Origin of the sequence: Pseudomonas extremorientalis, assembly GCF_024584605.1 — a bacterium.
Lineage (GTDB): Bacteria > Pseudomonadota > Gammaproteobacteria > Pseudomonadales > Pseudomonadaceae > Aquipseudomonas > Aquipseudomonas extremorientalis.
Genome location: NZ_CP089519.1, coordinates 1,561,746 through 1,583,981, shown reverse-complemented (window position 1 = coordinate 1,583,981; position 22,236 = coordinate 1,561,746). Strand labels below are relative to the sequence as shown.

At 61.5% G+C, this 22,236-nt stretch carries 24 protein-coding genes; 13 read left to right on the top strand and 11 right to left on the bottom strand.

Annotation, left to right across the window (positions count from 1 at the left end; genetic code table 11):
- The first annotated feature begins 7 nt into the window (after positions 1-7).
- From bufB to LUU92_RS06950, 3 genes are read left to right on the top strand one after another with little or no spacing between them, the layout of a single operon-like run.
- Positions 8-886: an MNIO family bufferin maturase gene (gene bufB, locus LUU92_RS06960; RefSeq protein ID WP_071488850.1), complete on the top strand. Its 879-nt coding sequence runs from the start codon at positions 8-10 to the stop codon at positions 884-886.
- Positions 883-1,659 (top strand): HvfC/BufC N-terminal domain-containing protein, encoded by a 777-nt coding sequence (locus tag LUU92_RS06955; RefSeq protein ID WP_222541132.1) that lies wholly within the window; start codon positions 883-885, stop codon positions 1,657-1,659. Before bufB ends, LUU92_RS06955 begins: the two co-directional genes overlap by 4 nt.
- On the top strand, positions 1,656-2,141 hold the full coding sequence (locus tag LUU92_RS06950; RefSeq protein ID WP_071488848.1) for a DoxX family protein: 486 nt from the start codon (positions 1,656-1,658) through the stop codon (positions 2,139-2,141). Before LUU92_RS06955 ends, LUU92_RS06950 begins: the two co-directional genes overlap by 4 nt.
- Here the strand turns inward: LUU92_RS06950 and LUU92_RS06945 are convergent.
- Positions 2,138-3,046: a LysR family transcriptional regulator gene (locus tag LUU92_RS06945; protein WP_257103342.1), complete on the bottom strand. Its 909-nt coding sequence runs from the start codon at positions 3,044-3,046 to the stop codon at positions 2,138-2,140. The two genes, LUU92_RS06950 and LUU92_RS06945, sit on opposite strands and share 4 nt — an antisense overlap.
- Positions 3,047-3,149: 103 nt before the next feature.
- Between LUU92_RS06945 and LUU92_RS06940 the strand changes: the two genes are divergently transcribed.
- Positions 3,150-3,749 (top strand): short chain dehydrogenase, encoded by a 600-nt coding sequence (locus tag LUU92_RS06940; protein ID WP_071488846.1) that lies wholly within the window; start codon positions 3,150-3,152, stop codon positions 3,747-3,749.
- Here LUU92_RS06940 and LUU92_RS06935 read toward each other — a convergent pair.
- Positions 3,734-4,114 (bottom strand): hypothetical protein, encoded by a 381-nt coding sequence (locus LUU92_RS06935; protein ID WP_257103341.1) that lies wholly within the window; start codon positions 4,112-4,114, stop codon positions 3,734-3,736. The two genes, LUU92_RS06940 and LUU92_RS06935, sit on opposite strands and share 16 nt — an antisense overlap.
- A 181-nt stretch (positions 4,115-4,295) precedes the next feature.
- Here LUU92_RS06935 and LUU92_RS06930 point away from each other — a divergent pair, with 181 nt between their 5' ends.
- On the top strand, positions 4,296-4,967 hold the full coding sequence (locus tag LUU92_RS06930; protein WP_071488845.1) for a COG3650 family protein: 672 nt from the start codon (positions 4,296-4,298) through the stop codon (positions 4,965-4,967).
- A gap of 106 nt (positions 4,968-5,073) precedes the next feature.
- Entirely contained in the window at positions 5,074-6,687 is a 1,614-nt protein-coding gene (locus tag LUU92_RS06925; RefSeq protein WP_071488844.1) for an NAD(P)/FAD-dependent oxidoreductase, read from the top strand.
- A gap of 66 nt (positions 6,688-6,753) precedes the next feature.
- Here LUU92_RS06925 and LUU92_RS06920 read toward each other — a convergent pair whose 3' ends face one another.
- Positions 6,754-7,848: a PLP-dependent cysteine synthase family protein gene (locus tag LUU92_RS06920; RefSeq protein ID WP_071488843.1), complete on the bottom strand. Its 1,095-nt coding sequence runs from the start codon at positions 7,846-7,848 to the stop codon at positions 6,754-6,756.
- Positions 7,849-8,064: 216 nt separating this feature from the next.
- Between LUU92_RS06920 and nhaA the strand changes: the two genes are divergently transcribed.
- Positions 8,065-9,252 (top strand): Na+/H+ antiporter NhaA, encoded by a 1,188-nt coding sequence (gene nhaA / locus LUU92_RS06915; RefSeq protein WP_257103340.1) that lies wholly within the window; start codon positions 8,065-8,067, stop codon positions 9,250-9,252.
- 72 nt (positions 9,253-9,324) lie between these two features.
- On the opposite strand, the gene LUU92_RS06910 is transcribed toward nhaA, so the two are convergent.
- Positions 9,325-9,789 (bottom strand): outer membrane lipoprotein, encoded by a 465-nt coding sequence (locus LUU92_RS06910; protein ID WP_003189251.1) that lies wholly within the window; start codon positions 9,787-9,789, stop codon positions 9,325-9,327.
- A gap of 157 nt (positions 9,790-9,946) precedes the next feature.
- On the opposite strand from LUU92_RS06910, the gene LUU92_RS06905 reads away from it, so the two are divergent.
- A complete protein-coding gene (locus tag LUU92_RS06905; protein ID WP_071488841.1) occupies positions 9,947-10,207 on the top strand; it encodes a hypothetical protein in 261 nt (86 codons plus the stop codon).
- Between the two features lie 36 nt (positions 10,208-10,243).
- On the opposite strand, the gene pdxH is transcribed toward LUU92_RS06905, so the two are convergent.
- From pdxH to dinG, 5 genes are all read right to left on the bottom strand, one after another.
- Positions 10,244-10,891 carry a pyridoxamine 5'-phosphate oxidase gene (gene pdxH / locus LUU92_RS06900; protein WP_071488840.1) on the bottom strand — a complete coding sequence of 216 codons (648 nt, stop codon included), beginning with the start codon at positions 10,889-10,891 and terminating at the stop codon, positions 10,244-10,246.
- Between the two features lie 27 nt (positions 10,892-10,918).
- On the bottom strand, positions 10,919-12,079 hold the full coding sequence (locus LUU92_RS06895) for an OmpA family protein (RefSeq protein WP_093527652.1): 1,161 nt from the start codon (positions 12,077-12,079) through the stop codon (positions 10,919-10,921).
- Positions 12,080-12,221: 142 nt separating this feature from the next.
- Positions 12,222-13,367, bottom strand: a complete 1,146-nt coding sequence (locus LUU92_RS06890; protein ID WP_093527740.1) for a serine hydrolase domain-containing protein — start codon at positions 13,365-13,367, stop codon at positions 12,222-12,224.
- A gap of 82 nt (positions 13,368-13,449) precedes the next feature.
- Positions 13,450-15,747 carry a beta-galactosidase gene (locus LUU92_RS06885; protein ID WP_222541125.1) on the bottom strand — a complete coding sequence of 766 codons (2,298 nt, stop codon included), beginning with the start codon at positions 15,745-15,747 and terminating at the stop codon, positions 13,450-13,452.
- Between the two features lie 89 nt (positions 15,748-15,836).
- Positions 15,837-17,981 carry an ATP-dependent DNA helicase DinG gene (gene dinG / locus LUU92_RS06880; RefSeq protein WP_071488837.1) on the bottom strand — a complete coding sequence of 715 codons (2,145 nt, stop codon included), beginning with the start codon at positions 17,979-17,981 and terminating at the stop codon, positions 15,837-15,839.
- A gap of 99 nt (positions 17,982-18,080) precedes the next feature.
- Between dinG and LUU92_RS06875 the strand changes: the two genes are divergently transcribed.
- Positions 18,081-18,545, top strand: a complete 465-nt coding sequence (locus LUU92_RS06875) for a CopD family protein (protein ID WP_257103339.1) — start codon at positions 18,081-18,083, stop codon at positions 18,543-18,545.
- A gap of 101 nt (positions 18,546-18,646) precedes the next feature.
- On the opposite strand, the gene LUU92_RS06870 is transcribed toward LUU92_RS06875, so the two are convergent.
- Together LUU92_RS06870 and LUU92_RS06865 are read right to left on the bottom strand one after the other, a co-directional pair.
- Positions 18,647-19,405 carry a collagen-like triple helix repeat-containing protein gene (locus LUU92_RS06870; RefSeq protein ID WP_071489101.1) on the bottom strand — a complete coding sequence of 253 codons (759 nt, stop codon included), beginning with the start codon at positions 19,403-19,405 and terminating at the stop codon, positions 18,647-18,649.
- A gap of 160 nt (positions 19,406-19,565) precedes the next feature.
- Entirely contained in the window at positions 19,566-20,261 is a 696-nt protein-coding gene (locus LUU92_RS06865; protein ID WP_257103338.1) for a PA1041 family peptidoglycan-binding anchor lipoprotein, read from the bottom strand.
- Positions 20,262-20,451: 190 nt separating this feature from the next.
- Here LUU92_RS06865 and LUU92_RS06860 point away from each other — a divergent pair, with 190 nt between their 5' ends.
- Genes LUU92_RS06860 through LUU92_RS06845 form a run of 4 tightly spaced genes read left to right on the top strand, consistent with a single transcriptional unit; the run spans position 20,452 to position 22,123 of the window.
- Positions 20,452-20,949, top strand: a complete 498-nt coding sequence (locus LUU92_RS06860) for a DUF6231 family protein (RefSeq protein ID WP_071488834.1) — start codon at positions 20,452-20,454, stop codon at positions 20,947-20,949.
- Positions 20,950-20,953: 4 nt separating this feature from the next.
- On the top strand, positions 20,954-21,424 hold the full coding sequence (locus LUU92_RS06855; RefSeq protein ID WP_222541124.1) for a YchJ family protein: 471 nt from the start codon (positions 20,954-20,956) through the stop codon (positions 21,422-21,424).
- A 19-nt stretch (positions 21,425-21,443) separates the two neighbouring features.
- A complete protein-coding gene (locus LUU92_RS06850; RefSeq protein WP_222541123.1) occupies positions 21,444-21,926 on the top strand; it encodes an LEA/WHy family protein in 483 nt (160 codons plus the stop codon).
- Positions 21,923-22,123 (top strand): SEC-C metal-binding domain-containing protein, encoded by a 201-nt coding sequence (locus tag LUU92_RS06845; RefSeq protein ID WP_003189235.1) that lies wholly within the window; start codon positions 21,923-21,925, stop codon positions 22,121-22,123. The genes LUU92_RS06850 and LUU92_RS06845 overlap by 4 nt, the downstream gene beginning before the upstream one ends.
- The last annotated feature ends 113 nt before the right edge of the window (positions 22,124-22,236 follow it).

The window sequence follows — 22,236 nt, the reverse complement described above, 5'->3', positions numbered from 1 at the left end:
AGTACTGATGATGACTCTTTCATCCCTGCCAGCCGTCTCCCAGGCTCAGGCGCCCGGCCTTCCCGGCCGGGCAGGACTGGGGCTCAAGCATGAGCACTTCATTGAAGTGCTCGAGACCTCACCCGATATCGGTTTTTTTGAAGTGCACGCCGAAAACTACATGGTGGCCGGCGGCCCGTTTCATCATTACCTGGGGTTGATCCGCGAACAGTACCCGCTGTCATTGCACGGCGTGGGCCTGTCCATCGGCGGCGAAGGCCGGCTGGATCGGGCGCACCTGGCGCGATTGAGCACGCTGATCGAACGCTATCAACCCCACTCTTTTTCCGAACACCTGGCCTGGTCGAGCCACGGCCCGGTGTTCCTCAATGACCTGCTGCCTCTGGCTTACGACAGCGCCACCCTGCAACGGGTGTGCGAACACATCGACCAGGTACAGAGCACCCTCAAGCGGCCGATGCTGCTGGAGAACCCATCGACCTACCTGCAATTCCAACGCTCCACCCTCGACGAGACGGACTTCATCAGCGAAATCATCCGTCGTACCGGCTGTGGCTTGTTATTGGACGTGAACAACGTCTACGTGTCCTGCATCAACCATCAACGCGACCCCCAGTCCTACCTCGACGCCCTGCCGTTGCACGCTGTCAGTGAGATTCACCTGGCTGGATTTGCTGAGGACACTGACAGCCTCGGTGATCGCTTGCTGATCGACGACCACGGGGCGCCGATCGATAACGCCGTGTGGCAGCTGTACGAAAAAGTACTGGCTCAAGTCGGCCCGGTGCCAACCCTGATCGAACGTGACAACCAACTGCCGGCATTCAGCGTACTGCTGGCCGAGGCTCAACAGGCCGAAAGGTATCTGGCGCAGGTGAGCCCATGAGCCTTCAGGACGACTTCGCTGCAGCCTTGCTGGCACCGGAACAAGCCTGCCCCGATGGCCTGTTCAGCAGCAATGGTGCCGACCCGGCCAGCCGTTTCGCGGTGTATCGCAACAATGTGCACAGCTCGTTGATCAACGCATTGGCGGCAGCTTACCCGGTCACACTGCAATTGGTGGGCGAGGCGTTTTTCCGTGCCATGGCCAGCCTGTATGTGCAGGCGCACCCGCCTACCAGCCCGGTGATGAGCGAGTACGGTGGCGCGCTCGCCGAGTTCATCCAAGGCTTTGAACCCGCGCAAAGCGTGCCCTATCTGGCGGACATCGCCCGGCTGGAGCGCTTGCGCGTCCGTGCCTATCACGCCGCCGATTGCCAGGCGCTGGATCAGCAGGCCGTGCTCCTGGCGCTGCAGGGTCAAGCAGACCTGGGCACCCTGCGCCTGCAACTGCAGCCGTCGCTGGCCACGCTCAATTCGCCCTACGCGGTGGTGGCAGTGTGGGCCGTACACCAGACCGAGGGCGGCCTGGCCACCCTGAACCCCTGGCATCCCCAGGGGGCGCTGGTGCTGCGCCAGGGGCTGGAGGTCAAGGTATTTGCCATAGACCCTGGCTCAGTGGCGTTCATCAACAGCCTGGCGCATGGCAACGCATTGGGAACAGCCGTGGAGCATGCGCTTGAAGCATCCACCGAATTCGACCTGCACCAATGCCTGACGCTGCTGATCAGCCATAACACCCTCACTCATTTGCACCTGGAACAAAAGGTATCGCCATGAACACTCGCCCCTCAGGCCTGATCAAAAGGCTCATCGCGCTTTTCGAACAAATCCCCTACAGCCTGATCGCCTTTGTCGCGCGCTTTTCCATTGCCGCCGTGTTCTGGAAATCCGGGCAAACCAAAGTTGAAGGCTTTGCCGTTGATTTGATCAGCGGCACCTTCCAATTCGGCGAACCGAAACTGGCAGCCTCGACATTGCCGCTGTTTCGCAGCGAGTACCACGTGCCGTTGTTGTCGCCGGAAATGGCGGCGCATATGGCTGCATTTGCCGAGCATTTTTTCCCGTTGCTGATCCTCGTAGGCTTCGCCACGCGCTTTTCGGCCTTGGCCCTGATCGGCATGACCCTGGTGATTCAGCTGTTCGTCTACCCGGACGCCTACCCAACCCATGGCACCTGGATCGCGCTGCTGTTGCTGCTGGTGGCCAAAGGGCCAGGACGCCTGTCCATCGATCACCTGATCGCCCGACGCTACGCCTAAAGCCGGTCCAGCGCCTCGCCGCTGCGCTTGAACCAATCCACCAGGTAGTCGGCCAATACCTGGGTACGACGCGGCAAGCCACCCTGATAGGGATGCGCCAGGTACATCGGCATGCTGCGCGTCTGATAATCGCGCAGGAGCCAACGCAATCGGCCATCCGCCAATTCCGTCGGCAACACGTAGGACGGCAGCCGTGCAATGCCCGCTCCCACCAGCGCAGCCTTTTTCAGCAGGTTGTAGTGGTTGGAGGCAAAGGTGCCGCTGACGCGTACCCGCAGTAATTCGTGCTGCTGGTGGTACAACCACTCTTCACGGCCGCTGTAGTGGCTGTTGAGCAGGCAAGCATGGTTGCCCAGGTCGGCCGGCGTCTCAGGTTCGCCGTGTTGCTCAAGATAGGCCGGGCTGGCACAGGTCATCTCACGCCAGGCCAGCAACGGCTTGACCACCAGGCGCTCGCTCTCAATGGAACCTGAGCGTACCCCCAGGTCGAACCCATCTCGCGCCAGGTCTCGATAGCTGTTATTGAGCTCCAGCTCAATTTGCACCTGCGGGTATTGCTTGGAAAACTCCAGCAGCAGCCCATCAAAAAAGGTTTCCCCCAAGGACACTGGCACCGTCATGCGCACTGGTCCGGCAAGATCGTCCTTGAGCCGGGCCAATGCCTGACGGGCACGATCCACCTGCACCACCAGGGCCTGGGCCTGGGGCAACAAGGCCGCACCGGCTGCGGTCAGGCTGAGCTTGCGCGTGGTGCGGTGCAGCAACACCACAGAGAACCGCGCTTCCAGCTGGCTGATACGCTTGGACAATTGCCCTTTGCTACAGCCCAGTTGCTCGGCGGCGACGGTAAAACTGCCGGCTTCGATCAGCACGGCAAAGGCTGCCAAGTCATCCATCTCGCTCATGGATTGTTTCCAAAAGAAAACCAAAGGTTGCCTATTAGCGCGTTTATCCAGCAAAAAAGCCACTCTAGACTGAGCCTTCACTTACTCCCGGAGGAACAGCACCATGAAAATCCTATTGATTGGCGCCAGCGGCACCGTCGGCTCGGCGGTCAAGGCGGAACTGGCTCAGCGTCACGAAGTGATCAGCATCGGCCGCAGCAGCGGTGACTTCCAGGTGGATATCAGCGACAGCGCGTCGATCCGCAAGCTGTTCGAACAGACTGGCAAATTCGACGCCCTGGTCTGCGCAGCAGGCAGCGTGAACTTCGTGGCATTGGGCGAAATGAGCGAGAGCGATTTCGAGCTGGGCTTGCGTGACAAGCTGATGGGCCAGGTCAATCTGCTGCTGATCGGCCGTGAGTTCGCCAACGATGGTGCCTCGTTCACCTTCACCAGCGGCATCCTCAACCGCGACCCGATCCGCACCGGCGCCTCGGCTGCGTTGGTCAATGGCGCCATCGATGCCTTCGTCAGAGCGGCCGCCATCGAGCTGCCACGAGGCCTGCGCGTAAATGCTGTCAGCCCGACAGTGCTGGTGGAAGCCATGGGCAGCTATGCACCGTATTTTCGTGGTTTCAAACCCGCGGCAGGTGCTGACGTGGCGTTGGCCTACGCGAAGAGTGTCGAGGGTTTGCAGACCGGGCAGACTTACATCGTCGGTTGAGCGGCAACTGTCTCAGGTGATAACTGAGACATCCACCCAACCACCAGCGCACGCGGGGCTATAAATCTGAACGCCCCGCCCAATTGGCTGTGAACCCTGACGGTACTTAACTGATACCCGTCTACATAAAATGTTACGTACTTTAGGTAGGCCAGCAACGTGATGGATTTTGTCCTTGCTGTCGCCTCTGGGCTCAGTGAAACATTCACTTCAACATAACCCGGCGCAGGGTTCCCAGCGCCCTTGAGTATCACCGAAATATGCGTGAAATCAGTGGCTGACGAGTAGGAAAGCTGGGCGGGCTCGTCTGAAAAAGCTGCATTTGCCCAGAGCATGAGCACGCAGATACACCATTTGATATTCATTGCGGCTCCCAATCAAAAGAGCTCGACGCTCTCACACCTCTCCAAATCCAAGTGTAGGAAACGTCCAATCGACAGTGCTATTTTTCCCATCCGTTCCGGGCCGATGGTTCAAACCCTGTCACGGGCTTGTGATGCGGCGCCGGCCTGAGTAACGTGGCGGCACTTGCCTGGAGACCCGATAATGCGTGCCGCCCCTACCCTGTTCCTGTTTGCCCTGCTTCCCTTGTTCGCTGCCTGCCAGATGTTCGAGAGTGATCCTGCCAAGCCGTCGCTCGCCGGGCTGACGCGCATGCAAGGTGAACTCACCGCAGTCGGCGGCAAACTGCTGTTCCAGCCGTGCAACGACAAACGCAATTACGTGGTCAATGACACCGGCGGCACCAGCATCCTGCAGGAAGCGGCCTCACTGGCCGGCCAGCAAGGCGCGTTGTTTGCCGACCTGCGCGGCAAGTTCTCCGGGGTTGCCAGCGGCACCGAGGGCAGCGTCGACCTGCAACAACTCTACCGCGTCGAGCGCTCGACCTCGGCCTGCGGCGACCCGGACTTCAAGCGCATGATCCTGCGCGCCAACGGCCACAAGCCGACCTGGGTGATGAACGTGACCGCCAAGGGCCTGGTGCTGGAACGCGAAGGCCAGCCACCACTGGCGGTGCCCTATGTGGAAGAGCAAATCGGTGACGGTCGCTTTAACCTGATGACCGAGGCCAACAATCAGCACGTGGAATTGTGGGTGGCGCCGCAGCGTTGTGTCGACCCGGTCAGCGGCAGTTTGCAACACATGACCGCCGAGTTGCGCGTCAATGGCCAGGTCCAGCGCGGTTGCGCATCGTTCGGCGGCTCGCGCGACGACTGACGCGACGCCATGCTGTTTTAACATGACGGGAAACGGTCATTGGGGCTTATAATCGCCGGTTTGCAAAACAGCCGGCCTCTCTGCCCGCCGCCTACCGGATCCCGTCATGTTACGAATCACCGAACTCAAGCTGCCCATCGACCATCCCGAAGAAGACCTGCGGCCTGCCATCGTGCAGCGCCTGGGCATCGCCAGTGATGACCTGCTCGATTTCACCCTGTTCAAACGCAGCTACGATGCGCGCAAGAAGTCGTCGGAACTGTGCTTCATCTACACCATCGATCTGAACGTAAAGGGTGAAGCCGCCCTGCTGCTCAAATTCGCCGATGACCGCAACGTCAACCCGGCGCCGGATGTCAGCTATAAGGTCGTAGGCCAGGCACCGCAAGGCCTGACCGAACGCCCGATCGTCGTCGGCTTTGGCCCGTGCGGGATCTTCGCCGGGCTGCTGCTGGCGCAGATGGGCTTCAAGCCGATCATCCTCGAGCGTGGCAAGGAAGTGCGCCAGCGCACCAAGGACACTTGGGGCCTGTGGCGCAAAAGCGTGCTCAACCCCGAGTCCAACGTGCAGTTCGGTGAAGGCGGCGCCGGGACCTTTTCCGACGGCAAGCTGTACAGCCAGATCAAGGACCCGAAATTCCACGGCCGCAAAGTGCTGCACGAGTTCGTCAAGGCCGGTGCGCCGGAAGAAATCCTCTACGTCAGTAAACCGCACATCGGCACGTTCCGCCTGACCGGCGTGGTGGAAAACATGCGCGAGCAGATCATCGCCCTGGGCGGTGAAGTGCGCTTCGAGCAGCGGGTGACCGATGTGCTGATCGAAGACGGCCAGTTGAATGGGGTGGTCATCGATGGCGGCGAACAGATCCTGTCCAAACATGTGATCCTGGCCTTGGGCCACAGCGCCCGTGACACCTTCCGCATGCTCCACTCCCGTGGCGTGTACATGGAAGCCAAGCCGTTCTCGGTGGGTTTCCGTATCGAACATCCGCAGTCGCTGATCGACGCCGCGCGCCTGGGCAAATACGCCGGGCACCCGAAACTCGGCGCCGCCGACTACAAGCTGGTGCACCACGCCAAGAACGGCCGCTCGGTGTACAGCTTCTGCATGTGCCCGGGCGGCACCGTGGTGGCGGCGACTTCCGAGCCGAACCGCGTGGTCACCAACGGCATGAGCCAGTACTCGCGCAACGAGCGCAACGCCAACTCCGGCATCGTGGTCGGCATCACCCCAGAGGTGGACTACCCAGGCGGCCCGCTGGCCGGTATCGAGTTGCAGGAACGCCTGGAGTCCCACGCCTATGTCCTCGGTGGCAGCAACTACGAGGCTCCCGCACAACTGGTAGGTGATTTCATCGCTGGCAAGCCGTCCACCGCGATTGGTAGCGTGGAGCCCTCCTACAAACCTGGCGTGTCTCTTGGCGATTTGGCCCTGGCCTTGCCCGACTTCGCCATCGAAGCGATCCGTGAAGCGTTGCCGGCGTTCGAGAAGCAGATCAAGGGCTACTCGCTGCACGACGCGGTGTTGACGGGTATCGAAACGCGCACCTCATCACCGTTGCGGATCACCCGTAACGAATCGATGCAGAGCTTGAACGTGAAAGGGCTGTTCCCGGCTGGTGAAGGCGCTGGTTACGCCGGAGGGATTCTGTCGGCGGGCGTGGATGGGATTCGGATTGCCGAAGCGTTGGCGCGGGATATGTTGGGCCTGGAAGCCTGACGCATTGCCCTGCCGGCGATAGCGTCTTCAAGATCGCCATCGCCGGCAAGCCGGGCTCCTACAAGGTTAAATGTTTGCCCGCAGGATGCTGTCCGGCAATGGCTCGCCCCGCTCGACACTGTCCGCAACAGCAGTAATCAAACCGTCCAACGCATAGCCCTGCCCCGCCAGCCAGGCCTGGTCGTAATAGGTTGTGGCATACCGCTCCCCCCCGTCGCACAAGATCGCCACGATCGAGCCGGACTCCCCTGCCGCTTTCATCTGTTGCGCCGCGACCAGTGCGCCAATCAGATTCGTCCCGCTGGAACCTCCGACCCGCCGCCCCAGCCGGTCGGCCAGGTAATGCATGGCCGCCAGCGACAGGGCATCCGGCACCTTGACCATCGCATCGATGACCTTGGGCAAAAACGATGCCTCGACCCGTGGTCGGCCAATGCCTTCAATCCGCGAACCGCAGTCCAGGCGCAAGCTGGCATCACCACTCTGGTAGAAATCAAAGAACACCGAACGCTGCGCATCGGCACACAACACGCGGGTACAATGCTGGCGATAACGCACATAACGACCGAGCGTAGCGGTGGTGCCGCCGGTGCCGGGGCTGGAGATCAACCAGCTCGGCTCCGGATGCTGCTCGAAACGCATCTGCTGGAAGATCGACTCGGCAATGTTGTTGTTCGCCCGCCAGTCGGTGGCACGTTCGGCGTAGGTGAACTGGTCCATGAAATGACCACCGCTTTCCCGCGCCAGGCGTTCGGATTCGGCGTATATCTGCGTGGGATCCTGTACCAGGTGGCTCTTGCCGCCGTAGAAGGCAATCTGTGCGATTTTTTCCTGGGACGTGGTGGCTGGCATTACCGCAATAAACGGCAAACCCAGCAGACGCGCAAAGTAGGCTTCGGAAATCGCCGTCGAGCCACTGGATGCTTCGATCACCGGCGCACCAGGCTTGAGCCAGCCATTACACAATGCGTACAGGAACAACGAGCGTGCCAGCCGATGCTTCAGGCTGCCGGTGGGATGGCTGGACTCGTCCTTGAAGTACAACTCGATACCCGGCAATCCTGGTAACGGCAAGGGAATCAGGTGCGTATCGGCACTACGCTGGAAGTCTGCTTCAATGATACGAATGGCTTCGCGGGCCCAGGGACGGTGGTCGCTCATGGAGAGTTTCTCTGAAGGTGTCAGCCCTGATTTTAGGGGGTTTCCTACACGCCACACAGATACAGTACCGACTCAATCAGACACACAATTGCTAGGCTTGGCGGCAACATCACCCCAGCCAGCCCCTTATAACAAATAAGAATATAACTTTTGTTTTAACAACTAACGGTACGGGTTAGGGTACCCACCTATTGAACCTGGATTGGAGAGCATCCCTTGCCTCTGCGTAGCACTTTCACCCGTTTCTTCCAGCTGGAAGCCGCCAGCGGTCTGTTGTTGATCGCGGCTGCGGCCCTGGCGCTGATCATTAACAATTCACCTTTGTCGCACCTGTACAGCGCGTTTCTCGATGTGCCGGTGGTGGCGCAGATCGGCGCGCTGAAAATCGCCAAGCCCGCCCTGCTGTGGATCAATGATGGCCTGATGGCTCTGTTCTTCCTGCTGATCGGCCTGGAGGTCAAGCGCGAGTTGCTCGACGGCCACCTGTCCAAGCCCTCGCAAGTGGTGCTGCCTGGCGCCGCGGCCATCGGTGGCATGGTGGTGCCGGCGCTGATCTACTGGGCGATCAACAAGGACTACCCCACCGCGCTTTCCGGTTGGGCGATTCCCATGGCCACCGACATTGCCTTCGCCCTCGGCGTACTGGCCTTGCTGGGCAAACGCGTGCCGGTGTCGCTGAAACTGTTCCTGATGACCCTGGCGATCATTGACGACCTCGGCGCGATCATCGTGATCGCCGTGTTCTATTCTGCCGATCTCTCCGGTGCCGCCCTGGCGGGTGCGGGCGCCTGCCTGATTGCGTTGATCGCGATGAACCGCCTGGGCGTGATCAAGCTCGGGCCGTACCTGATCGTCGGGCTGATCCTGTGGGTGTGCGTCCTAAAGAGTGGTGTGCACGCAACGCTGGCCGGTGTGACATTGGCGTTCTGCATCCCCATGCGCACCAAAAACGCCGAGCCCTCGCCGCTGCTCACGCTGGAACATGCCCTGCACCCCTGGGTGGCCTACGGCATCCTGCCGCTGTTCGCCTTTGCCAACGCCGGCGTGTCCTTGACCGGCGTGAGCCTGGAAAGCTTCACCCACCATGTGCCCATGGGCATCGCAGCGGGCCTGCTGATCGGCAAGACCATCGGTGTGTTCGGCCTTACCTGGCTGGCCATCAAGACCGGCCTGGCCGCCCTGCCCAGCGGCGCGAACTGGGGCCAGGTATTCGGCGTGGCGATCCTGTGCGGTATCGGCTTTACCATGAGCCTGTTTGTTGGCTCCCTGGCATTCGTACCGGGGGCCAGTGAGTTTGCCGGGGAAGACCGGATGGGGATTTTGACCGGGTCGATACTGGCGGCGTGTATCGGGTATGCGGTGACGGCAATGGCGAGTCGTAAAAAGGCCGTACCTCAGGTTTGAATTTGACAGCCTCGAAAACCAAAAACCCCAACCAGTCACCCGGTTGGGGTTTTGTGTTTCTACAACCGACGGTTAGCGAGTAACGCGGCTGGTACCGTCAACGGTCATGATGCGTACGCGGTCGCCGATGCGGAAGATTTCATTCTCCTGCACGGCCTGCACGTAGGCACGCATGCTGCCGTCGTCTTCGCGCACGGTGATTTCCACACCTTGGGTACGGGTCAGGCCTTCTTCGGTGGCCGAACCCAGCAGGCCGCCAGCAACAGCGCCGATCACCGCGGTCACGATACTGCCACGGCCACCGCCGATGGCACTGCCGCCAACACCGCCGATAACGGCGCCGGCAGCGCCGCCGATTGGGGTCTTGGTGCCTTCGATTTTCACCGGACGCAGGGATTCGATGGTCCCCATGCGCACGGTCTGGACACGACGCGCCTCGTCACGGGAGTACGAGTCGCCGGTCAGACTCGAGGCGCAGCCACCCAGTAGCAACGACAGGGTGGTAAAGCAGGCAACCAGTAAAACAGACTTACGCATAGCATCAACTCCAAAGGACAGGTGGTCATTAAACGCTGCAGCTTGACGCCTGTCACGGCAAGCACCGCAGAAAATTGCTTTCATTCAGCCTTAGTACAGACTGCCCACACCAGAAAAACAGACGAACGGTAGCGCTGTTCTCTCAACCGGGATCTTCATGGATTACTTCATCATTGTAGTCACAACCCTTGCGGGACTGTATTTCCATGCCTGGTTGTACCTGCGCATCCGGCGTTGGATAGACCGTGACCTGGCCCTGTCGCTGGCGGGTAATGACCTGCACAAGCGCACCTTCATGCTGCAACAGCTGGAGAAGGCTCGCCGCTTGAAGATCAAACGGTCCCACTTGCCTCACTGGCTGAAGAACGCGGCGCAGCAGTACACGCCCGAAGCCTCTTCAATAGAGACGTCGGGGTGACAGGCATCATTCAAGCGGAGTGACGAAAGGTGCAGCTCAGGGTGCCAGGCGTTCGCGGGTCCAGTCGGCCCCTTGCAGGCGATAATTCAGACGGTCATGCAAGCGGCTGGCGCGGCCTTGCCAGAACTCGATGCGCTCGGGTAACAGGCGATAACCACCCCAGTGCTCCGGGCAGTCAGGCTGGGTATCGCTGAAACGCTGCTCGGTAGCCTTGAGCAGGTCCTGCAGCTCTTCCCGGTCACGGATGACCTGGCTTTGCGGAGACGCCCAGGCCCCAAGGCGGCTGCCCAAGGGACGAACCTGATAATAAGCATCCGACTCTTCAGGCGTGACCTTCACCACCCGACCCTCAATGCGCACTTGGCGCTCCAGGGTCGGCCAGAAAAACGTCATGGCTGCAAACGGCCGCGCCGCAAGCTGTTGGCCCTTGGCGCTCTGATAATTGGTGAAGAAGGTAAAGCCCTGCGCATCCAGGCCCTTGAGCAACAGGATGCGGCAGTGCGGGCGACCGTCCTGGTCGACCGTGGCCAAGGTCATGGCATTGGCCTCCACCGGTGGCTGCTCGGTTTTCACCGCGTCGGCAAACCACTGGTGGAACAAGGCAAACGGCTCGCTCGGGGCCTGGGCCTCGCTCAAGCCATCCCGTGTGTAGTCACGGCGCATATCGGCCAGTGCCTGGGTCATGCGGCTTTATCCTTCTGGTTCAGCGGATCAGTTTTTCGCCTGGTCGTTTGCCGGTGCAGCAGCCTTGGCTTTGGCGGGTGCCGCTTTTTTCGCCGCTGGCTTGGCCGGGGCTTTCTTGGCCGCTGGCTTGGCAGCCGCTTTCTTGGCGGTCGAAGCCTTCTTGGCCGGTGCCTTGGCGGCTGGAGCCGGGGCGGGAACGTCCTGCACCGCCACCATTTCGGCGACAGGCGGGGTTTTGCCCGACTGATACTTGCTCAGCAGCGCCAGCATGGTAGTGCGCTGGGTGAACATGATTTCCATGCGACGGTTCAAGGCGCGGCCCTGGCTGCTGTCGTTGGCGGCACGTGGCATCAGGTCGCCCATGCCGCGCAGCATCAGGCGGTCCTGCTTCAAACCGCTGAGGCTGAAGATCGAGGCGATGGACTGTGCACGCTCCTTGGTCAGCGCCTGGCTGGCCGGGGCGGTGCCGGTGGCATCGACGTGACCCAGTACCAGCACGGCAGTCTTCGGATCGGCTTCAACGGCCTTGGCAACCCGGGTGAACGGACCGAGGGTAACCGGCAGCAGCATGGCCGGGCGTTTCGGGTTGTAGGAACCATCAACCGGGGCAATCACCACGAGCACGTTGTCGCGACGCTCGAGTTGCAGGTTGCTGTCCTTGATAGCCGCGCGCAGACGCGGCTCATAGTCGTCCAGCCAGGCTTGGGTGATTTTCGGGTCGGGCATCGGCACGTTGGTCACGTCGACCTTGGCCAATGGCTTGGGTTTGCTTTCGAACGGCCACCACCAGTGAGTTTCGGTGTCGGTCTTGGCGACTGCTGGGGCTGGATCAGCGGCCTTCAGGTCGGCTTTCAGGTCGGCCTTCGCATCGGCCGCCTTCTCATCGGCGCTCTTGGAGGAAAACGGCCACCAGCTGGAACCGGTGTCCGCCTTGGCGGCGGGAGCTGGAGCCGAAGCTGGCGCTGCGGCGGCGGCAGCTACCGGTGCGGCAGGCTTGGCGCCTGCAGCCGGCTTGGCGTCTGGCTTAGCTTCCGGCTTGGTGTCGGCCTGGGTCACTGCGTCCTTGGTCGAGGCCTTATCGGATCCAAATGACCACCAATGCCCGCCCTCGGCATCATTTTGTGGAGTTTGTGCGCAACCGGTAATAGTGAGACATAGCGCAAGAGCCAAGGACTTGTTCGATAACATGAGATATCCACAAAATGAGAAAAAACCAGGGACCTAGATGATCCGTTAAACAGACGCTTGCAGAAGAATAAAGTTACAACTTTTCCTACAGCGTCTTCTTATAGTTGCCTTTGTAACAAAAAAATGTGAAACAGCAAGGGGTTTACAGACAACCGGCCAATATTCTGACCAACTTCTGTGCCCGCGGGTCCATAAGTACATAAGGTCCGAGTGTATTAGTCACGAAACCGAACGCAACATCATGTTCAGGATCGGCAAACCCCACCGAACCACCAGCACCCGGATGCCCGAATGCACGTGGGCCAAGGCCGAAGGTGGCATTGGCCAACTGCGGCTGATCCAACATGCAGCCCAGGCCGAAACGGGTTTGTGTCAATAATGTTTTATCCGGGCCGATGCTGTGCTCGCGAGTCAATTGTTCGAGCATGTCGGCCTCCAGCAAACTACCGTCCAACAGTCCACTATAAAAACCCGCCAGGCTGCGCGCATTGCCGTGACCATTTGCCGCCGGCTGCTGCATACGGCGCCATTCGGGTTTATTAGTGCTGGTCAGAATAGACGGTGGATTGGCAAATGCACGCGTGGTCATCGCCGTCGGTTCGCGCATCATTACTTGCAGTAAACGTTGCGCGGCTTCATCGCCCATATTGCCTTTGCTGCGCGCTATATGGGCCACGCGATAAAACTCTTCGTCCGCCAGGCCCACATGGAAGTCCAAGCCCAATGGCCGTGCGACCCGCGCCACGATGGACTCTCCCGGCCCGCGCCCATCGGCACGCCGCAGCAACTCACCGACCAGCCAGCCGTAGGTGATCGCCTCGTAGCCATGGCCCTGGCCCGGCGTCCACCACGGGGCTTCGGCCGCCAGGGTGTCGACCATCAGTTGCCAGTCGTACAGGGCTTCGGTGGGGAGCATCTCGCGGATCGCCGGCAACCCGGCCTGATGGCACAACAACTGGCGCAGGGTGATGGTTTCTTTCCCGGCCGCGGCAAACTCCGGCCAGACGTTTGCGACCGGCGCATCCAGTTGCAACTTGCCTTCGGCCACCAATTGCAGGGCCGTGACGGCGGTAAAGGTCTTGGTACAGGAGAACAGGTTGACGATGGTGTCGCTGTGCCAGGCCTCGGCGCCGTCCTTGTCGGCGGTGCCGGCCCACAGATCGACGACCGTTTCGCCGCCGACCTGGATGCAGAGCCCGGCACCACGCTCCTGCGGGTCATCGAACAACGCGGCGAACGCTTCACGTACCGCTTCGAACTGGAGTTCGTAATGACCCTGGATCTGCACCTGAGCGCCCTCGGAAAACATCGAAAAAAGTGGCCGACATTGTTCCAGCCCTGGTGGGTTTTGTGAACCCGTCAGCGTTCAATCAATGACCATTCCCGGAGTGACCGCCTGCATGCCCGGCGCCCTGCCCCGGGCCCTTGCCTTCATGCCCGGCCCTGCCACCTTCGCTTTCACGCGTGGCGCCTGCCGCCTTGGCCTTTTGCGCTTCCTTGCCCAGTTGGTCGACCGCCGCCAGGTTGCTTTTGCGCACACTCTCCACAAAACCCTGGAACGGTACGTCGGTGATACCGACCAGGCCAAAGTGACCGTTTTCACCGTCCAGCAGACGCCCGGTCACCGGCTGGTCCAGGTACTGGAACCAATGCACGCCGACAATCGACGGCTCGGCCATGGCCTGCTTGAGGAAGTTGCCATACGCCGCGCCACGATCTTCTTCCCTGGCCAACTGTGTCACGCCGCCCCAGAACGGCCCGCGGTCGGCCGAGCCGAAGTTGAATTCGGTGATCAGCACCGGCTTGTCCAACGCCCGCAACGCGGCGAAGTCGTAGCCGTCCTGAGGCTTGAGGGTGTACATGTTGAAACTCAACACATCGCAGTACTGCGCGCAGGAGGCCACGGCTTCCGGCGTGCTGACCGCATAACGGCCACCCAGCAGCAGTTGATGGGGCGCGTGCCATTTCAGCGAGTCGGAAATGGTCTTGAAGTAGGCATCGGCGAAGGTCTTCTGGAAGTATTTGAAGTCCGCCTCGATTTCCGGGTGCTCGGGATTCGGCATCGGCGGTTCGAAACCCGGGTCCTCCATCAGCTCCCAGCCCTTCAATTCGATACCCCAGGCTTTCGACAAACCTTCTTCGTTGCGGTACTTGTCGCGCAGTTGCTTGAGGAACGCGCGCTTGGCCGGTACGTCGGTGGTCATGCGCAACGTGCCGTACGCCAAGGCGTAGCGGGATTTCGGATCATCGCCAGGGCCGGCCCAGGCCAACTCGTTGTCGGCAAAAAAGCCGATCAACCACGGGTCATCGCGGTGGTCACGGGCGGCAATCGCCACGGCGCGCTCGGTGGCCATGGCGAAGCGCGGGTCGAACGGGTCGGGCATGCCGCCCCACCAGTCGGTGCCGGTGCTGATGCTGGCGTAATCGCCGACGATCGACAGCGGCAAGGTGTAGGGAACCCGGCCGGCAGTGGCCAGGCTCTCGTCGCTCCAGTTGCCGACAGTGTTGAAACCCCAGGCCTGCAAGCGATCGAGGGTGTGAGTGACCCAACGTTTCTGGTCGAAGCCGTCACCGCCATAGGTACGCTGCAAGTTGGCGCCGTAAAAGTCATACCAACGCCCGGCACCGAAGCCACGGCCTTCCCCCGCGCCATTGCCGGTGCGGTTGTCGCCGCTGCCGTAATACTTGTCGAAGGGTTCGCCGCCCTTGGGCAGCGCGGCGAACATCCATTCACGGCCGGCCACATAGGTCTGGCTGTTGTCCGGGGCCACGGTGTTGACGCCCAGGGAGTAGAACGGATGCCCTTGCGGTGTCACCAGGTACCAGCGCCCGTCGCGCTTCTCGGTACGGAAAAACCCGCTGGCGTCGAATGCCGGGCCTTTGTTCCAGCCACCGTATTGGTCCAGCGCGGATTTATCCCGCGTGGCCAGCCAAGCCTGGAGCTGCTGTTGCTCCTTGGCGGCAGCGGCTTTGAGTTGTTCGTCGCTGCTGACTTTTTCCGGCCACCGCGCACGGGTGGATTGACCATAGGCATCCACCAGCTCGCTGTAGGCCGCCTTCAGCACCGGCTCGCTGTCCTGCACGCCAAAGCGCTCCAGCAGGATGCTCTGGGCGGCGTTGGGTTTGAGCATCGACAGCGTCACCGAAACCACCTGGCTGCGGTCGATCTCGCCGGCGCTACTGGCCAGCAACACACGCTGGCCGTCCACGGTGATCGGCATCGGTGGGCCGGCCTTCATGCCCTGGCTCAGCGGCGAATTGGCCTGCAGCGGAACCAGCAAGGTCTGAGCCGGGCCGGCGGGCAGGTCGATGCGGCTGACCAGGGTCTTGCCATCCGCGCTCTGCACCTTGACGTAGAGGGTCAACGCCCAGTCCATCGCACTCTGGATGCGCAGGCTCATGGCACCCGACCGGGACCAGTCCCAGGTGCCGGCCTGCGGGCTCAGCACCAGGCTCGGTTCGGCGGCCGGGTTGAACGTGATGCGGCGCAGCACTTCGCCTTCGGGGGTTTGTTCGGCGTTGTATTGCGGCAGGCTGGCGTCCTGGGTCGCCACCTTGACCACATCGGCAGGCCGGACGAAGTTGAACAAAGTCTGTTGCCCCGCAGGGGCAGCCATCAAGGGCGCGGCGAGCAGCAAGGCAAAAAGAGCGGGCAGCGTGCGAATCATACGAACAAGGTTCTCCCAGACGGCCGATGAATGGCCTGATGAAATACAGTGAGATAGACCACGAAGTGGGCGAAACCGCCCACCGTGGCTTAAGAAATTTCGCGCCTGAAAGGCGGCAAGGCATTCAGGATAGCCTTGCCATAGCGCTGGGTGACCAGACGCCGATCAAGCAAGGTGATGGTGCCCCGGTCCTCTTCGGTACGCAGCAGGCGACCGCAGGCCTGGACCAGCTTCAAGGAAGCATCCGGCACCGAGATCTCCATGAACGGATTACCGCCCCGCGCCTCGATCCACTCGGCCAAAGCCGCCTCGACCGGATCGTCCGGCACCGAGAACGGGATCTTGGCAATCACCACGTGTTCGCAATAGGCACCCGGCAAGTCCACCCCTTCGGCGAAGCTGGCCAGGCCGAACAGCACGCTGGAGTCGCCGCCGTCTACACGCGCCTTGTGTTTGTTCAGGGTCTCCTGCTTGGACAGATTGCCCTGGATAAACACTTGCTTGCGCCAATCACGGTCGAGGCCGTCGAACACGTCCTGCATCTGTTTGCGTGACGAGAACAGCACCAGCGTTCCGCGCGAGCCTTCGACCAGCTCCGGCAGGTCGCGGATGATCGCGGCGGTGTGGGCCGCTGCGTCCCGTGGGTCGGCCTTGAGGTCCGGCACCCGCAGCACGCCCGCATCGGCGTGATGGAACGGGCTCGGCACCACGGCGGTGACGGCTTTTTTCGGCAGGCCGGCGCGCATGCGGAAGCGGTCGAAGGTGCCTAGCGCGGTCAGCGTGGCGGAGGTCACCAGGCAGCCATAGGCCACGTTCCACAGGTTGCGGCGCAGCATTTCGGCGGCCAGGATCGGGCTGGCGTTGACCTCGATATCGAACAGCGCACCGCTTTCCGACAGGGTCAGCCAGCGCGCCATGGGCGGGTTGTCTTCCGGGTCTTCGACGGTGAAGGCGGTCCACAGCTCCCAGTTGCCCTGGGAACGGGACAGCAGGCTGCCGAACAGCGGGTACCATTCCTCGGCCTGGTTGCTGGCGATGCCGATATTGACCTCGCCGTCCATGCCTTCCTTGAGCAAATCCGTAAGACGGGTGAACAGATCGGTCAGGCGTGAAAAGCCTTTCTTCAGCTCGATGCCCATTTCGCGCATGTGCTCGGGGATCAGCCCACCGACAAAACGATGGCGGGGACGCTCACGCCCCTCCACATCTTCACCGGGCTTGAAGTCGGCCACCTGCTCGCAGGCACTGAACATGAATTGCTGCTGGGTCTTGATCTCGCGCGCCAGCTCCGGCACCTGTTCGATCAGCTTGCCCAGGTCGCCCGGAAGCGGGTGCTGGGCCAGCAGTTTGGTGAGGTTCTTCGCGGTGGTTTCGAGCCAGTCGGCGGTGGAGCGCAGGCGCGTGTAATGGGCGAAATGGCCGATGGCCTTGTCGGGCAGGTGGTGGCCTTCGTCAAACACATAGAGGGTGTCGCGCGGGTCCGGCAACACCGCACCGCCGCCCAGGGCCAGGTCGGCCAGCACCATGTCGTGGTTGGTGACGATCACATCGACCTTGCCCATGCCTTCGCGAGCCTTGTAGAAGGCGCACTGGCCGAAGTTGGGGCAATGGCGGTTGGTGCACTGGCTGTGGTCGGTGGTCAGGCGCGCCCAGTCGGAATCCTCCAGGGCGGTGGGCCAGCTGTCGCGGTCACCGTCCCATTTATTGCCGGCCAGTTTCTCGATCATGCTGGTAAACAGCTTCTGGCTGGCCTCATCGACTTCGATCTTGAAGCCTTCTTCTTCGAACAGCTGGGCGGTGGCGGTTTGCGCGTGACCTTCCTGCAACAGCACATCGAGCTTGGACAGGCACATGTAGCGGCCACGGCCCTTGGCCAGGGCGAAGGTGAAGCTCAGGCCACTGTTGCGCATCAGGTCGGGCAGGTCCTTGTAGACGATCTGCTCCTGCAGGGCGACGGTGGCGGTGGCGATCACCAGGCGCTTGCCGGCGGCCTTGGCGGTCGGGATCGCGGCCAGGCTGTAGGCCACGGTCTTGCCGGTACCGGTGCCGGCCTCGACGGCCACGACCGCGGGCTCACCCTCGCGGCGGCCTTCGTCGTCGGTGTCGATATCCCCGAGGACCTTGGCCACTTCGGCGATCATCAGGCGTTGGCCATAGCGCGGTTTCAAGCTCTTGGCTTCGAGAAAACGCGAATAGGCACCCTGGATCGTGGTTTTGAGTTCAGTGCTGATCATGGATAGTCGGGCGCAAAAAACGCTGGATAAATTTTCAGTGGTTCGGATCGGCGGCTATCATACCCCGCTAATGAATCCCGCGCAGAACGGAGTACCACAATGACCGCGTTTAGCCTCGCTTACACCCTGCATGTATTGGCCGCCCTGGTATGGGTCGGCGGTATGTTTTTCGCCTGGATGATCCTGCGCCCCGCCGCTGTGGCGGCACTTGAAGGCCCTGCCCGGCTCAAATTATGGGCAAATGTGTTTCAACGTTTTTTCGTATGGGTGTGGATCGCCGTGGCGGTTTTGCCGATCAGCGGCATTGGCCTGCTGCACTTGCGCTTCAACGGGTTTGAGACGGCACCGCGTTATGTGCAGGTGATGATGGGCTTGTATCTGGTGATGACGGCGCTGTTTATCCGCATCCAGGCGCTGAAGTTCCCGGAGTTGCGCAAGGCAGTGGCGGCTGAGGATTGGCCGGCGGGTGCGGCGGTGCTGGGGCAGATTCGCCGATTGGTGGGCATTAACCTGATTGTGGGGTTGATGGTGGTGGCGATTGCTTCGGCTCGGCCGATGTTCTGAGGCCGGCTTTAGTCCGCTATCGGGGGCAAGCCCCCTCCCACAGTTGGAATGCAGTCCAATTGTGGGAGGGGGCTTGCCCCGATGGCGTCAGAGCAGGCAATTCAAAGCCGCTGGATGGTCACAGTCCCCGCAGGCCCAGCCGGCCCCGGCTGCCCTTCCAAGCCTGGACGGCCTTTCTCGCCGCCATCGGCGCGGTACACCAGGCAGCCTTTGGACTGGCCGCCCTTGCCCGGCTTGCCCGCCGTGCCAGCCAATCCACCGGGACCGCCATCGACCCAGACCTTTATATGCTCGGCCGGAAAGTCCTGGGGCAACTCGACGCGCACCTGCGCGCCCGACGCGCCAGGCAAGCCATCACCGCCGTTATCCCCGTTGGCACCGCGACCGGCCGAGCCCCAGGTGCACCCTGGGTCTTCGCCGTTGGCGCCATCCAGCCCGGCATAACCCTGGGCGCCGGCACCGCCACGGGCGTCCACCGAGAGTTCTTCTGCCGCCAGGGAGTTGATACGCAAGGTCAGGTCACGCCCGGCCTTGGCCGGTTTTTCGTGGGTGCCGGGAGCGCCGCGGGAGGTGATCTGGCTACCGTGGTCCAATTGCGCATGGCGCACCTGCAATTGCAAAGCGGTGTTGCCGGGCACAATGGTGATACGGGCGTCGCGGCCCAGGTGCAGCTCATCCACGGAGACCTGGCTGATGTTGGCGGGAATCAGCAAGGTGCCATAGTCCGCCACCTCCAGGCGCTCCAATTGCAACACGCTGGTGCTGTTGGGCAGGCGCATCAACGAGTTGGGTTCAACACTGACGCTCTGGGCCAGGGCAACGGGGCTGACCAACAGGGCCAACAGAAAAACCTTACGCATCATGGAGCTCCCCTGAATTTTTTCAAAAAATTTTTCTAGTTTTTCTTTGGACGCACAGTAACGACTTCCGCAGGCGCTTTGCCAGTGAAGGATCAAAAAAGTTAATAAAGGGGGAGGATTGGCAGCAATGCCCCTGTGTATCCCACAGGGGCAAGGGCCGTCAGCGGTTGATCTGGATTTCCGTACGACGGTTCAAGGCACGGCCTTCAGCGGTTTTGTTGTCGGCTACCGGATGGCTCTCGCCTGCACCGGTCACCGATACAAAACTGCTGCGCGGCACGCCGGACTTGATCAGGTACTCGACCACCGAATGCGCGCGTTTTTCCGAGAGTTTCTGATTGTAGGCCTCTTTGCCGACGCTGTCGGTGTGGCCACTGACCCGCAACTGGGCGCCTGGGGCTTCCTGTTTCAGGCGGGTGGCGACGGCGTCGAGCTTGGCGGTATCCGCCGCCGTCAACTTCGCCGAGTCGAACTGGAAGTGCACGTCACGGATCACGATGGTTTCCTCCTTGACCACGACCACTTCCTCAACCACGGCCGGTGGCGGTGCGGGCGGGCAACCATTGGCATCCACCTGCACACCTTTTGGCGTGCCCGGGCACTTGTCGCGGCTGTCCGGCACGCCATCGCCATCTTCGTCACCGTCGCCATGCACCCAGCAATAGGCGCCGGCCATACCGCCGATCAACAACGCGCCATAGCCTGCATAGGCCGAGCTTTCAGTGGCACCGATCGCCGCACCGGTCACACCGCCAACGGCGGCGCAGGTGGGCCAGTCGGTTTTTTGCAAACCTGCGCAACCTGTCAATACTCCGGTTAGCAGAACCAAGGGTAGAGCTGTCCGCATGATGCTCATCTGATTTCTCCTGAGGGGATCGGCGGGGGCCGATGAGTGGAGTAAAGACGGCTCTTTTCATCTGCGCCACTACGCCGCGCGCCCGTATTCATTGAGGATCGTCGCCCTCGTAGGACTTTTAGCCACCGCCCGCTCTAGGCCCGCACGCTCAGCCGCGCTAGTCTCTACGGTCCTGATGTGAGGATCTCTGATGACCGCCGGTATTTCTGACCGTACACCCCAGCAGGCCCTGGCCGCCTTGCTCGACCTGCACCAGCCCAAACGCCTGTTGCTGTTGGGCGCCAGCCAGTTCCCGGCGCTGGAGGCTTTTCAAGCAGCACACCCCGGCACCCAGGTTGCTGTTGCCCCACCCGGCCCACTGCCGGCGGAGCTGGCCGCGCAGCGTTTTGACCTGGCGCTGGTGGTGGATTGCCTGGAGCACCTGTCAAAACCGCAAGGCCTGACCCTGCTGGGCGGTATCCGCAACCTCAACGCCAGCCGCATTGCGGTGCTGGTTGACCTGGGGGCCTGCGACTGGAAGGACACCGACTTCTTCTCCCTGGCCCTGCAGGCTGGCGAGCGTTTCCAGCGTGACGAACAGGTTCTGACGCTGTTTACCTATGATCTGCTTGACTATAAACAGGTACCGGACTGGCTCAACGCCCGCTTCTGGGCCAACCCGGAAAACTTCGGAAAGTATTGGTGGTAACCCGATGAGTACATCCATTTGCCCCTGCGGCAGTGGCAACCTGCTGGATGCTTGCTGCGGCCATTATCACGCCGGGCACCCCGCGCCCTGCGCGACCGCGTTGATGCGCTCGCGCTACAGCGCCTACGTACTGGGCCTGGTGGACTATCTGGTTGCCACCACGCTGCCCGCGCAACAGCCCGGCCTGGACTGTGCCGCCATCGCCGCGTGGAGCGCCCAGAGCACCTGGCTCGGCCTTGAAGTGGAAAGCTCCGAGGTATTCGGCGGCCAGCCGGAACACGCGTTCGTGACCTTCACCGCGCGCTGGCATGACAGCACCGGCGAACATAGTCACCGCGAGCAGTCTTCTTTCGTACAGAATGACGGGCGCTGGTACTTCATCGACCCGACCGTGGAAGTGAAGACCGGACGTAACGATGCCTGCCTGTGCGGCAGCGGGCAAAAATTCAAGAAGTGTTGTTCCAGCTATCTCTAGCCATCACAGGACTCACGCCATGCTCCGAATCTACAGCTTGATGCTGGCGTTAACCCTTGGCCTGACCGGCTGCGCGTCGTGGTTCGAGGACGACGCGCCGCCCCCCCACATCTCCCTGGTGAAGGTCGAAGTGGTGCGAGCCAAGCTGCTGGAGCAGAAATTCAAGCTGTACTTTCGCGTGGACAATCGCGACGACGCCGACCTGACCGTGCGCGGCCTGATCTACAAAGTGACGCTGGATGACTTTGTGCTGACCGAAGGCGAGTCCAACGAATGGCTTACCGTGCCGCCGCGCGGCCATGCCTTTTTCAAGGTGTCGGTGCGCACCAACCTCTGGCCGCAGATCCGCGATGTGGTGCAGATGCTGAAAAAACCCGACCGCCCCGTGCCCTATCGCCTCGAAGGCGAGCTGAAAACCGGATTATTCATCGGTTATGACGTGCAGGTGAATCACAATGGCGAGATAATCCCCGGCGATTTTATTCCGGAGCGACATCGATGACTCAGCAACCCCATGTCCATGGTCCTGACTGCAACCATGATCACGATCACCATGATCACGACCACGGCCATGTCCACGGCCCGAACTGCGGCCACGCTCACCAGGAGCCGGTGCGCAATGCCCTGAAGGACGTGGGTCGCAACGATCCTTGCCCGTGCGGCAGCGAGAAGAAATTCAAGAAGTGCCACGGGGCGTAAAGCCACGCTGAAGATTTAAATGTGGGAGGGGGCTTGCCCCCGATAGCGGTATACCAGTCTCCTATTCAGTGCCTGACAGCCAGCAATCGGGGGCAAGCCCCCTCCCACATTCA

What these genes read in the sequence shown, in the direction of transcription:
- LUU92_RS06865 (WP_257103338.1), bottom strand. Translation starts at nt 20,261, where the DNA reads ATGAGCATCATGCGGACAGCTCTACCCTTGGTTCTGCTAACCGGAGTA.
- LUU92_RS06910 (WP_003189251.1), bottom strand. Translation starts at nt 9,789, where the DNA reads ATGCGTAAGTCTGTTTTACTGGTTGCCTGCTTTACCACCCTGTCGTTG.
- dinG (WP_071488837.1), bottom strand. Translation starts at nt 17,981, where the DNA reads ATGATCAGCACTGAACTCAAAACCACGATCCAGGGTGCCTATTCGCGT.
- LUU92_RS06855 (WP_222541124.1), top strand. Translation starts at nt 20,954, where the DNA reads ATGAGTACATCCATTTGCCCCTGCGGCAGTGGCAACCTGCTGGATGCT.
- LUU92_RS06935 (WP_257103341.1), bottom strand. Translation starts at nt 4,114, where the DNA reads ATGAATATCAAATGGTGTATCTGCGTGCTCATGCTCTGGGCAAATGCA.
- LUU92_RS06930 (WP_071488845.1), top strand. Translation starts at nt 4,296, where the DNA reads ATGCGTGCCGCCCCTACCCTGTTCCTGTTTGCCCTGCTTCCCTTGTTC.
- LUU92_RS06860 (WP_071488834.1), top strand. Translation starts at nt 20,452, where the DNA reads ATGACCGCCGGTATTTCTGACCGTACACCCCAGCAGGCCCTGGCCGCC.
- LUU92_RS06945 (WP_257103342.1), bottom strand. Translation starts at nt 3,046, where the DNA reads ATGAGCGAGATGGATGACTTGGCAGCCTTTGCCGTGCTGATCGAAGCC.
- LUU92_RS06870 (WP_071489101.1), bottom strand. Translation starts at nt 19,405, where the DNA reads ATGCGTAAGGTTTTTCTGTTGGCCCTGTTGGTCAGCCCCGTTGCCCTG.
- LUU92_RS06955 (WP_222541132.1), top strand. Translation starts at nt 883, where the DNA reads ATGAGCCTTCAGGACGACTTCGCTGCAGCCTTGCTGGCACCGGAACAA.
- LUU92_RS06940 (WP_071488846.1), top strand. Translation starts at nt 3,150, where the DNA reads ATGAAAATCCTATTGATTGGCGCCAGCGGCACCGTCGGCTCGGCGGTC.
- LUU92_RS06895 (WP_093527652.1), bottom strand. Translation starts at nt 12,079, where the DNA reads ATGTTATCGAACAAGTCCTTGGCTCTTGCGCTATGTCTCACTATTACC.
- LUU92_RS06875 (WP_257103339.1), top strand. Translation starts at nt 18,081, where the DNA reads ATGACCGCGTTTAGCCTCGCTTACACCCTGCATGTATTGGCCGCCCTG.
- LUU92_RS06845 (WP_003189235.1), top strand. Translation starts at nt 21,923, where the DNA reads ATGACTCAGCAACCCCATGTCCATGGTCCTGACTGCAACCATGATCAC.
- LUU92_RS06850 (WP_222541123.1), top strand. Translation starts at nt 21,444, where the DNA reads ATGCTCCGAATCTACAGCTTGATGCTGGCGTTAACCCTTGGCCTGACC.
- LUU92_RS06905 (WP_071488841.1), top strand. Translation starts at nt 9,947, where the DNA reads ATGGATTACTTCATCATTGTAGTCACAACCCTTGCGGGACTGTATTTC.
- LUU92_RS06920 (WP_071488843.1), bottom strand. Translation starts at nt 7,848, where the DNA reads ATGAGCGACCACCGTCCCTGGGCCCGCGAAGCCATTCGTATCATTGAA.
- LUU92_RS06885 (WP_222541125.1), bottom strand. Translation starts at nt 15,747, where the DNA reads ATGATTCGCACGCTGCCCGCTCTTTTTGCCTTGCTGCTCGCCGCGCCC.
- LUU92_RS06925 (WP_071488844.1), top strand. Translation starts at nt 5,074, where the DNA reads ATGTTACGAATCACCGAACTCAAGCTGCCCATCGACCATCCCGAAGAA.
- LUU92_RS06950 (WP_071488848.1), top strand. Translation starts at nt 1,656, where the DNA reads ATGAACACTCGCCCCTCAGGCCTGATCAAAAGGCTCATCGCGCTTTTC.
- bufB (WP_071488850.1), top strand. Translation starts at nt 8, where the DNA reads ATGATGACTCTTTCATCCCTGCCAGCCGTCTCCCAGGCTCAGGCGCCC.
- pdxH (WP_071488840.1), bottom strand. Translation starts at nt 10,891, where the DNA reads ATGACCCAGGCACTGGCCGATATGCGCCGTGACTACACACGGGATGGC.